At 42.8% G+C, this 10,728-nt stretch carries 8 protein-coding genes and 2 pseudogenes; 4 read left to right on the top strand and 6 right to left on the bottom strand.

Annotated features, from left to right (window positions below; all coding sequences use genetic code 11):
* Window positions 1-463 precede the first annotated feature (463 nt).
* Window positions 464-709: a hypothetical protein gene (locus F6K38_RS28295; protein ID WP_287311100.1), complete on the top strand. Its 246-nt coding sequence runs from the start codon at window positions 464-466 to the stop codon at window positions 707-709.
* Between the two features lie 95 nt (window positions 710-804).
* Here the strand turns inward: F6K38_RS28295 and F6K38_RS28290 are convergent, their stop codons facing one another.
* From F6K38_RS28290 to F6K38_RS28280, 3 genes are all read right to left on the bottom strand, one after another.
* The gene (locus tag F6K38_RS28290; RefSeq protein WP_287358384.1) at window positions 805-2,010 is read right to left on the bottom strand and encodes a Coenzyme F420 hydrogenase/dehydrogenase, beta subunit C-terminal domain; all 1,206 of its coding nucleotides are present in this window, start codon (window positions 2,008-2,010) and stop codon (window positions 805-807) included.
* 398 nt (window positions 2,011-2,408) lie between these two features.
* Window positions 2,409-3,332, bottom strand: coding sequence for a Uma2 family endonuclease (locus F6K38_RS28285; protein WP_287358382.1), 924 nt, complete (start codon window positions 3,330-3,332; stop codon window positions 2,409-2,411).
* A 1,170-nt stretch (window positions 3,333-4,502) separates the two neighbouring features.
* A complete protein-coding gene (locus F6K38_RS28280) occupies window positions 4,503-5,462 on the bottom strand; it encodes an Npun_F2552 family protein (protein ID WP_287358380.1) in 960 nt (319 codons plus the stop codon).
* Window positions 5,463-6,326: 864 nt separating this feature from the next.
* Here F6K38_RS28280 and F6K38_RS28275 point away from each other — a divergent pair.
* The gene (locus F6K38_RS28275; RefSeq protein ID WP_287249597.1) at window positions 6,327-6,665 is read left to right on the top strand and encodes an NfeD family protein; all 339 of its coding nucleotides are present in this window, start codon (window positions 6,327-6,329) and stop codon (window positions 6,663-6,665) included.
* A 362-nt stretch (window positions 6,666-7,027) separates the two neighbouring features.
* Here the strand turns inward: F6K38_RS28275 and F6K38_RS28270 are convergent, their stop codons facing one another.
* The 3 genes and pseudogenes from F6K38_RS28270 to F6K38_RS44450 all read right to left on the bottom strand — a co-directional run.
* Window positions 7,028-7,669: a DUF6391 domain-containing protein gene (locus F6K38_RS28270; protein WP_008187961.1), complete on the bottom strand. Its 642-nt coding sequence runs from the start codon at window positions 7,667-7,669 to the stop codon at window positions 7,028-7,030.
* 181 nt (window positions 7,670-7,850) lie between these two features.
* Complete coding sequence (locus tag F6K38_RS44455; RefSeq protein WP_502709604.1) at window positions 7,851-8,531, bottom strand: pentapeptide repeat-containing protein; 681 nt, start codon at window positions 8,529-8,531, stop codon at window positions 7,851-7,853.
* A pseudogene (locus F6K38_RS44450) lies at window positions 8,520-9,629 on the bottom strand (pentapeptide repeat-containing protein); the annotation flags it as partial. The gene F6K38_RS44455 and the pseudogene F6K38_RS44450, both read right to left, overlap by 12 nt.
* Window positions 9,630-9,746: 117 nt before the next feature.
* Here F6K38_RS44450 and F6K38_RS28255 point away from each other — a divergent pair.
* Together F6K38_RS28255 and F6K38_RS28250 are read left to right on the top strand one after the other, a co-directional pair.
* Window positions 9,747-9,997: pseudogene (locus tag F6K38_RS28255) on the top strand (hypothetical protein).
* Window positions 9,998-10,099: 102 nt separating this feature from the next.
* A partial coding sequence (locus F6K38_RS28250) for a flavodoxin-dependent (E)-4-hydroxy-3-methylbut-2-enyl-diphosphate synthase (protein WP_287358373.1) occupies window positions 10,100-10,728 on the top strand: 629 nt, incomplete at its 3' end.

The raw sequence follows: 10,728 nt of genomic DNA, 5'->3' as shown, positions 1-10,728 counted from the left end.
CTTGCTTATTTAGCCTATTACCTACAGTACCACAAGAATTGTTGTTTATGTGAGGGGGTGAGCTTACCCCATGGATGAATCGTAGGGGCTTGCGCTCACCCCCTCACACTCCCCGATTTCCGGTCAAGTCCGGAATCTAGGCTAAAGCCTTGGCCTAAACGAACCAAGTCCACCTAAGTGGACTCAAGTTTCTTTCTAGCCTACGGCTACTAACAATGGTGCAAGATATCAGTTAAACCGACTTCAGAAATTTTGGGAGTTTCCGGTTAGCACACCTCATTTGCTGGAATTTCATGGTTGATTTTATAAAAAGTACGAAATAGACCAAAAAAATTACAATTAGCAGGTTTTGTATAAAAATCACTCACTAGTTAAGTTTTACAAGCTCTAGCTATTTAATTAATCTAAGATTGTAGAATATAAGGAAAACGTACTATTTCAGATTCAGAGGTGAGGTAAAGTTATGCCCCGTGGTGGTTATCGAGAAAATAGTGGTCGCAAGCCGAAGTGGAATCTGGGTCAAACGAAAGCAGTAAGGATTCCGGTAGTGATCGCAGATACAATTCTAGAAGTGGCTAAACGACTGGATGATGGGGAGAGTATAGAGTCGGTGATTATTCCTAAATCAGAAACCACTCAACTCTCTCAATGGACTGAAGAAATAGGGGCATCACCAGGAGACCCGAAAGACTCATTAATGGGATCTTAATTCAGAACTGAAATACCTATAATTTCCCTCGACAGTAGCTGAGTTGGAAGGCACGCGATCGCTTACCCTACCGAAGCGCACCAATCCCTCAGTTTTTAGTCTGGCAACTTGTACTGTTCTACAATCCGCTTGGCATACTCTGGCACATGTGCCTCTAACTTTTGTGGATGATTGCGCTTTAAATATAAATAGTTGCGGGTGAAGTGGGAGTCAATGGAAAAACGAGCATACTCCAATCCTTTCGGACCAATTTTTTCTATCACCACTCCCATCATTTTTGCTGCCCACATCGGTAAGGTAACTCCCTTGTCATAGGCAGGAATACTCTGTTGCACTGCCTGTTTGCGATCGCCTTTTGACATGACTGGTTGAGTTTCCAACTGGTCTTGCACCAAATCCAACATTTCTTGCCCGATGTTATTACGAACCAGAATCCACTGCCAACCAAAGGGAGCTCCCATGTAACCTACCACTAAATCCGCTAGGGAGTTTACATAATCAAAACAACTCATACAAGAGGAGGCAAACACATCTTTGAGTTGATTAGTCTTTAAGCCAAAGAAAGGTACTTTCTCAATCGAGCCATCCTCATGTTTGAAGTGAATCCGGAAATCCTGCATAAACTCGTAATGTACCACCGTTTCTGGTGAACGGCTGGTGGTTTCCAGAAATTTTTGCAACCCCTCACGGTTGACATTATCGACACAGGGCGTACCTAAAACATAGAGTTTTTCTAAACCGAGTTCGTTTTGCACTGATCGCAATGCTTGGATTTGGCAGCCAACACCAATTACTAATAATCGCTTCATCCCTGATTGTTCCACTTGCTCTAACACAGAGAGGTTAGGAGACAAGGTAGGCTTATTCACCCGTGCTGCTAACACCTCCTCTGGGGTACGAGCAATGATCGGCATCGGCTGAAAGCGGTCTTCTTCAGTGTTTTGGACACAGACTACACCTTCAACTTTACCCTGCTTGAGCATTTCCATAGCAATGGTACTGACAATTCCTGTCCACTGCGCCCCTTCTATCGGCTTAATCTTCTTAGCCGTGAGCATCTTCTGGTTAACACCAAAGTACCAATCATCTGGATGATCTAGATTGCGACTACGTCCATGGGCTTTTGTTTCCAAGTCAGCTATTTGCTGGTTTAAGAATGCACAAGCTTCCTTGACATAATGGATATAGTATGTATCACAAAGTCCACACTCGCTACACAGTTCCTTGGCAGGGCGTCGGCTACTTGGTTTTAAGGCTCTCGCTTTTTTATGTTTGGCAGGTTGAGGTGTCACTGAAGTCATTTTCTTAACTAATGGTCTATTGTCTCACGATGGTGAGCATTCAGCTGTCAGCTAATGCGCTACAGATGGTGCTACTTGAGGTGCTATCAGCCCTCAGCTTTAATTTGGATCTTGGTTATCGATTCCAACACAATAGACAGCAGTGTTAATGCGTTCGCGTAGCGGCTCAATGCTTAGCATCGCATATCTCGATTGCCAACACTGATCGGATTGTCTCTTAATTTTCTCTTATTTGGTACATTTTTACTAAAGCAAGTCATGCGTTCGCGTACCGTGGCCTACGGCCAATCCCATGAAGGGGATATAATTAGACCCTCAGCTCAATCAAAGTACCACCGTAGGGGGGCAGGGCGTGCGCCCACCCACCAAGGGAAAAGAAAACCAGAAAAACCCTCCTTTTAGTTACCAAATTCTGCCACCTGAGATTCAGACAGACCTGTTAGATTGGCCACCTGCTCCACCGTCATCCCTTGCTCTAACAAGCTCTGCGCCACCTGCTGCAACTGAGACTCCGCTTGATCAGCCCTTTGTTGTTCTTGATCAGCCCTTTGTTGTTCTTGATCGGCTCTTTGTTGTTCTTGATCGGCTCTTTGCCGTTCTTGTTCAGCTCTTTGTTGTTCTTGTTCAGCTCTTTGTTGTTCTTGATCGGCTCTTTGTTGTTCTTGATCGGCTCTTTGTTGTTCTTGCTCAGCTTTTTCCTCAGAAGTGGGCAGTAACTCCCCATCTAAATTTGCCCAGCGTAACCAAGTTGCTTCGATGCCGTTATAATCACCATGCCAACGCACCAAGCTCAAACCTAATGCTTCAGATACCAGTTGGTTTTGCTCATTAGGTTCTATCGGTTGGTAAACTCTATTTTGGAGATGAAATCCAGCCCAATCATCTGGATTGAAAGGATCAAACCAGAAATACTCTGGCACACGCATCTGATTTTGATAAATCTGCTTTTTCTCGTTTTTGTCACGCTCAGCAGTGCTTGCCGACAAAAGTTCGATAATCACGTCAGGAGCCTTTTCCTCCTCCCAAATCACCCAGCTTCGACGCTCTCCCTTGGGTACATCTAGAGCAACAAAGAAATCTGGTCCTTTATAGTCCTTATTTTTGAGTTGGGCAACGCTGTAGTAAACAAACATATTACCACCGACATAGCCATCCGACCTATTATCTAGCCAAGGCGATAGGGTATAAATGAGCAGATCCATTTGGGCTTTGTGCCGTGCGGTTTCCATTGGTATATCATCGTCACAGGGAAGGTCGGCCTGAGTGGGTGGCGCTGCCACTGCCATTGACTCTATAGTTTTAGAGAGTGTAAGCTCTGACATGGCTCTCCAAAGGTGTTAGTTTACCAAGTTTTGACACTTCTATGTTAATGGGTGCTGCTTCAACGCAAATGGGATCATATTTTGGAGGCTCTGGTTTTGGCGGACGGAAACTCTCCTAGATACCTAGAGAAATCACCTCCATCCCCTGGTCAGTTAATGCTTCTTTACAAAGAAGCCGAACTTTAGCTTTGATTGGGTCACTATCCGGCAACTATAAAGCTTTCATCCCCTTCTTTTCTTTGCTGCTGTCTTCAATGCTGCTTTTACCTCCTCAAAAGGCAGGGATTGCCCTAACACCTTCTGATCACTTTGCATTCAGGGGAAAGCACTGATGTATTCACAATTAAAGGTGAGGTAGCCAGAGTCCTCACCAATTTAGATAAACGAGAGATAGTCATTATTGTAACCAAATCGGGAATCGCTCACTGGATCTTCCCAAGGGGCTATCACGTCCTAGGTAAATCCTTTGGGTAACACCAAATCATCCACCACCCTGTAGTTATAGTAGTTTGCGTGTAGGTTAAGTAGACTCCCGACTCCTGACTCCTGACTGCTGAAGCGTTTGACCCACAGGCTTCAGCTTGTCCGGTATTAGCTGTAGAGGCTGAGTGCTGATGACTGTTCGCGTAGCGTGCGCCTAGGGCATTAGCTGAGTGCTCAATGTATAGATGGCTGCGATCGCGTAGCGTAGCCCTTCGGGCTAATCGCTACTTCCTCAAACCTAGACCCATCAGGCTGTTTGACTTTTTCAATGTCACCTTCGGTCTCTTAAAAGTAACGAAGAACTCTATCACTGTTTGCTGGACTTGACCAATAGTGGAGCTAGAGAGTAATTAATTATACAAAGTCGGACTATGTCTTCTGGTATTCACCAATCCCCAGCTGATTAATTAGTGATTAGTAATTAGTCCTTTGTGGCCAGTAACAAGTTTTCTGGTATTCACCCATGACCAGCTTAGTGATTAGTGATTAGTGATTAGTGATTAGTAATTAGTGCTTTGTGGCCAGTAACAAGTTTTCTGGTATTCACCCATGACTAATTACTAATCAATAAAAAACCGCCGCTAGCAATAATAGGGCGGCATGGTTAAGCAATCGGAGGGTAACTCTAGGTTACTTGGTTAATCTAGGATCCTGTTGTAGCAAATTTTACCAAATACCCCTGATTGTCTAGCTTTTACCATAAGCATTAATTGGCTCTTTGATAAGCCGGATATATAAATGCTTAAAGGTAGACCTAATTACTCGAGGCATACCAAAATCAATCGGTTTCATAGTATCAGGTAGTTTCCAATCCCTCACTTGGATTTCTAGAGGTCGATGGTAAGGAAAGTCAATCTCTGCTAAGTCTGGCAACAACCCTAGCCGTTTTTGAGCTGCCAGGGTAGGAACCAGGGCTGGTTCAACATTTAGAATTTCCACGATTGAGCGGTCGAGAGCAAAGACATCCTCCGATGCTCCTAAGATCCCCAAATGTCTCGGTTCACCACCAATCGGACCATTCCCTTCCTGACCAATAATGCCATCAATAATAGTCAACTGCGGATTAATCGCCCGTGCTGTTTCCACCAGCATTTCCCCAAAGCGAGTCTCATCCTTACCTGCTTCCATATGCCACCAGGCTTTCATTTTTCCCGGAACACAGCCGAATAAATTCTTGACCCCCATGGTCAAGGTCAACTGCATGTGGGATTTTACCTTCGGTAGGTTAATCACCACATCGGCATTCATGGCCTCTTTAGACAAACGCAGATGATTAAAGGTTTCGCTAGCAGTTTCATAACCCTTGCCGTGGAATTCCACCATAGGGATATCAAGTTCTGTCATCATTGGCAGATAGCCATTCGCCTTAGCCACACCCCTAGCACTCCCAAAGGCTGGGCTATCTCCGAAAAAGGGTTTACCCCCAGCTTCTTTGACTAGTTGAGCCACGCAGTAAACAATTTCAGGGCGAGTGATACATTCTTTACCAGGACGACCAGCAGTAAGTAAATTAGGTTTAAGCAGAACCGAATTACCTTTCTTAACAAAAGCACTCATCCCTCCCAAAGGTTCTAGCAGCCTTTCCAAGGAAGCTCGTAAGAGTTGTGGATTATAGGAATCAGCATGAATTAAACTAACAGTTGGCATAATTTAAGAGTTTTGATGTCAGGGGAAAATGATGAATTGTGTATTGTTATACCAATTTTCTGTAAAAGATGTAAACTTATAGTAAACTTGGGGATTGGAAATTTTTCAGCTTGTTTCCCGCCTCCAACAGATAAGTGACATTTTTCAAGAAAATCTGGTATTATTCCTGGAGGAAGTTGCCTATAGTAACAATTGTCTGTTGTAGTCTGAAAATCTTTTACTCTAGGGTGGCAGATTCTTCGATACACACGTAGAATAAGAATACATAGTGCATCTACTGAGTCTTAAATGTATCTACAGCTTGTCAGTTGCGTCTGCGGTCTTGTATCTAGGTTGAGCCTTAAATAATCACTCTAGGTCATGTTTAGGTTGAAAGCGTTATTCAATCGTTTCAGGGTGTATCAGTGAACGCATTTGTCCTATTCCAGGGTTTTAAGGACAGTACCTTGATACAGTAGTGCACTTACCAAACTTTTAAAGGATGTGGATTTTAACAAAATGTTTCTAATTCTCTAACTTACCTAATCCTGAAGTGTTTACTCTCCTTAGGAAGAATGGTTCCTTGTGTCATTCGTTGAATGCCGGGAAGTGTATCTAATCTTTAACCAATAAACGTTTCCGTTGCCGAATTTAAGGCTAGTTTTCAGGAAGATCGGAATTTTCTGTTGAAGCTAAAAATACCTATATCACTGGAGAATACCGATGCTCTGTTGACTGAAACCCTATCTATGGCACGGGTTAATCGCCACTTAAGGCAAAAAAATTTCACATTCAGCCTACGTTGCCAGATTTTACCTGGTTAAAACGTTTTGTACCAAGCAGGCTGAACAGAATAACATAATCAGTCAAACGAGGTGAACACACATGATTAATGTACAGGCTCCTGATTCCATCCTATTTCCACAACCAGGCGTCGGCAAGGTAGAACGTACCATTACCCCGACCAAGCCTGGGCGAGTCAAATTTAAAGCCACATACTGGCCCGCCCGGTTATGTGATCATGATTCCCAAGTTACCCTTGTGCCTGATGAGCAAGTGACTGTGGTGGGCCGACACGGGATTACGTTGCTGGTGGTTCCTGCAGGCTATATTTCCCCTGGCAATTCACCAGAGGATGAACCGGGGGTTCAAGAAGCTAGTCAATCCCAGAGCTTGGGATTGACTCAAAAACTGAGCTCAGTCTTTTCACAACTGTGGCGCTAGAGTTTAATAACCGTAAGCTTATGCGCTACGCGCACGCTGCGCGAACAGCTATCAGCAGTCAGCTTACGTGCTACTGGAAAAGCTTCCCTTTCTCGAAACAGTTAATGTTCTCCTAGCCAGGATAAATCAAGAAAGTTCAGACGTTATATATGTTACATATAACGTCTGAATTTGGGATTTTTTTTTCTGGCCAAGCTTGCATCTAAAGCTTGCATCTTATTTCATGTTCGGATAATCACCATTAATCAAAATCTCCTCATCTCCCCATCTCCATCTCCATTTGTAGTCTTAATTTTAAGAATTGGTATAAGTCGGTCGGTTCTCTTGGACTCATCTAACCAAAGACAAATCACAATTGAAGCTTAGTCAATCCATCGCATCTGGACAAAATGGGCTGGACGTCCCCAGATATCAGATGTTTCCCTAATGTCTACAATCGCCAGGTTAAAAGGAATGGCAGTAGTTAAGTATCGTTGCGCTAAGTTCCCCAAATCAGGTGTTAGTTGAGTAGCAGCCACCCCTGCAAAGCCAAGACCCAACAGTTGTTCAATCGGTCCTCGCGGCAGTAACAGATGAACTGCCAACCCTAGTCCAGCACCTAAAAACACTGCTACTGAGAGATTCGTGCCGCAGCGGGGGTGGATAGCCATATTCCATTCTCCCCTAGTCAGTCGCTCTAGGGCAGTGGGTACTGCTCGTCTCAACTCAGCCAAATTTACCTGACCATAGAGATAAAATCCTTGGTCAGTTGATAGTCCTCCTATCGCATTATTATCTGATGGAGGAGTGCTAGGGGTTGCACCAGCACCACTAGCACCATAGCGCTGACTTAGAACCCAGACAGTAGCGTGTTCTAGAGCATGAACCTGACGCACCATGAGAATGTCTTTTAACCCTGGAACGAAATTCAGCTGCCTAAGCAAATCTGTATCCTGTGTCGGTTGAGGGGCTGTAAAATCAAAGTCCCAAAAGTTACTGGTGTTTACGGAAGCAGAATTACTCATGGCAGCAACAACGCAAAAGCAGGTTCATTAATATCAGACACTTTCACTGTAGCATTGTGTCCGATTGAATACTTATCATTCCTAAACATTCAGCTGACTGCTTAAGAATGATAGCTGACTGCTTAGAAAACTTTATCATTCTTAGTTGTTCGTCAATTAACCATTAAAAATTAAATAACAATTAACCATTAACAATAAATATAGCTCCTCGCTGTTCTAGCTCAGGTTGAATTTTATCAGGCAAAACTGCGTTGTACCAAAATTTAGCACCTTGGACATTGGCTTTCTGAAGATTACTACCAAATAGGTTAGTACCCATCAAATTTGTCTGACTCAAGTCAGCATTAGTCAGATCGACGTGACGCAGTTGAGCATAACTGAGTTCACTACCACTGAGGTCTCCATAACTCAACTGAGCATGACTTAATTGAGCATAGCTAAGGTTAGTCTTCCTTAAGCTGGCATAATTCAGAGAAGCAGCACGCAGGTGAGCCTGAGTAAGGTTAGCACTATCTAAGTTTACGTGATTGAGATTGCTATGGTTTAGCTTGGCTTGACAGAGGTTGGCTTGACACAGCTTAGGGTTATTCAGGTTAGCTTGCTTCAACTTGGCACCGCTGAGGTTGGCATGATTGAGCTTAGTATGGCGTAAGTCAGCTCGATTAAGGTTAGCACCACTAAGGTTTACCCCACTGAGTTTGGCATTTTGCAAACTAGCACCACTAAGGTTGGCATCGCTCAAATCAGCATGTTGTAAGTCAGCATGAACCAGATTAGTCTCGTTCAAACTGGCATTGCTGAGATTTGCTTGCTGTAAATTAGTACGACGTAAATCAGCACCCCTTAGGTTGGTACTACTCAAATCAGCACTATTCAGGTCAGCTGTGATTAACTTGACACCACTAAGATTAGCACCGCTTAAGTTAGCGCCACTGAGTTTGGCAAGGCTTAAGTCAGCCTGACTTAAATTGGCACCACTAAGATTAGCACCACGCAGGTCAGCAGCCCTTAATTTCGTATTACGTAAATCGGCACCACTAAGATTAGTACCACGCAGGTCAGACCCTTTTAATTGGGGAAATACTCTATAGCTATCCGAAGAAATAACCCTCGGATTATCTGGCTGATCATCTTCTATTTTAATGAGATTATATTGAATATTTTGAGTGTAAATCGCTATAACAATATTGAAAACTTCCAAAAAATTTATAAACCACTTACACTCTTGCTCTGGAGAGTTTTCGTAATAGCGAATTATTTTAATACAAACGTCTAAATGAGCTTTTACGTACTTACAAATTAAAACAATTTTGAGCAAAATACTAACAATAGTGATCGCGTATTATTGAGTTGTTAGTAAAATAAATAGAGGAGATGGTTCCTGACTATCTTCAGTCGTAAAAAGCTCCACTAATCTTCTGCAGGTGCGCATAATTAAGTCGAGGGTTATAGTTGATTGGTTATAGTCAATGTAGAGTTGATCGATTTTTTGATAAATTTTACTATTTACTATGGCTAAGGACTTATGATTATGTACGTAAATTAATAAATATTTTTTAAGACTTTGTTTAAAGTCTCCATAATTTAGATTTTTAATTTGCTTAACAAAAATACGGGCTTGGTAATTGTAATTATACCATAGCTGTTTAGATTCAATTTTTTTAATAATATCAATAACTTCGTTTCCTATATTTGTCGGATTATAAGTGTCTTCATGTTTTAAGATAGGGGAATTATAGTGAACTGTATACCTAGCTATATCAAATGGAAATTGGTATTTTAATTGATTGGCTATATCTATAGCAATTTTTCGCTGTTCTATGGGATTTTTATGATCAAGATATTGAGGAACTAATAAATAAGACGCATAGTGAAAACTCCAATAACCTCTTTTAGCATTTGAATTGATTTCATTAAAAAGCTTTAGTTGATTATATAGAGAATTGAATTTGAACAGCAAGTTGAGACAAACAAGCGACTCCTGAAAAACGTAAAATTGAGAGCAATGACTTTAGCCAATGAGGAATGTAATTTGCCCGGGTGGTCATTACTAGCTATAACCATCTCTGAGAGTACTGTGGAAGTTAATGTAAATTGTGCCCAAGACTGCATCAACGGTTCTATCTTAGGTAACAAATGCCCCAATAAACAATACCTTGCTGAGGCATCCCAGTTCATTAACGGTACTTCATTGGACAAAATGTTAGAGTTGGCAGCGGTGCGACCCCGCGCTTTTTCAAAGCGCTAGGGAACGCGCACCGTGAGGAAGCACGGCTCAAGAAACTATCTCAACCCCCTAAATGGGTGATTACCGACTTTCCTGAGTAGAAAACTCTCACCCCTAAGCCAAAAGCGCCTGATTCTATGGGAACCTAAGAGAATAAATACAAAAACCTACTATTTTCGCTAAGCCAAAGCAACTAACAGGTTATGCAAACTCTAAGCACACCTCAAAGGGCTGCTACATTACCAGCTTTCGATACTACTATCCACCGCCGTCAAACCCGCCCTGTCAGAGTGGCTAATGTCACTATTGGCGGGGGATACCCGGTGGTGGTGCAATCGATGATTAATGAAGATACCTTAGATATCAATGGTTCCGTTGCTGCTATTCGCCGCTTGCACGAGATTGGTTGCGAGATTGTCCGTGTCACTGTTCCGAGTATGGCACATGCTAAAGCCCTAGCCGAAATCAAAGAGAAACTAGCAGCGACCTATCAATCGGTGCCTCTAGTAGCTGATGTCCATCACAATGGCATGAAAATTGCTCTGGAAGTTGCCAAGCATGTGGATAAGGTGCGGATTAATCCAGGATTGTATGTATTTGAAAAGCCCAAAGCCAATCGCAGTGAATACACTGAAGCTGAATTTGAGGAAATTGGGGAAAAAATTCGGGAAACCCTAGAACCCCTAGTCATTTCCCTCCGTGACCAAGGGAAAGCTATGCGCATCGGAGTCAATCACGGTTCCCTAGCGGAACGGATGCTGTTTACCTACGGTGATACCCCAGAAGGGATGGTGGAATCTGCTCTGGAATTTATTCGTATCTGTGAATCCCT

Origin of the sequence: Moorena sp. SIO3B2 (genome assembly GCF_010692525.1) — a bacterium.
Lineage (GTDB): Bacteria > Cyanobacteriota > Cyanobacteriia > Cyanobacteriales > Coleofasciculaceae > Moorena > Moorena producens.
This window is presented reverse-complemented; position numbering and strand designations above follow the sequence as displayed.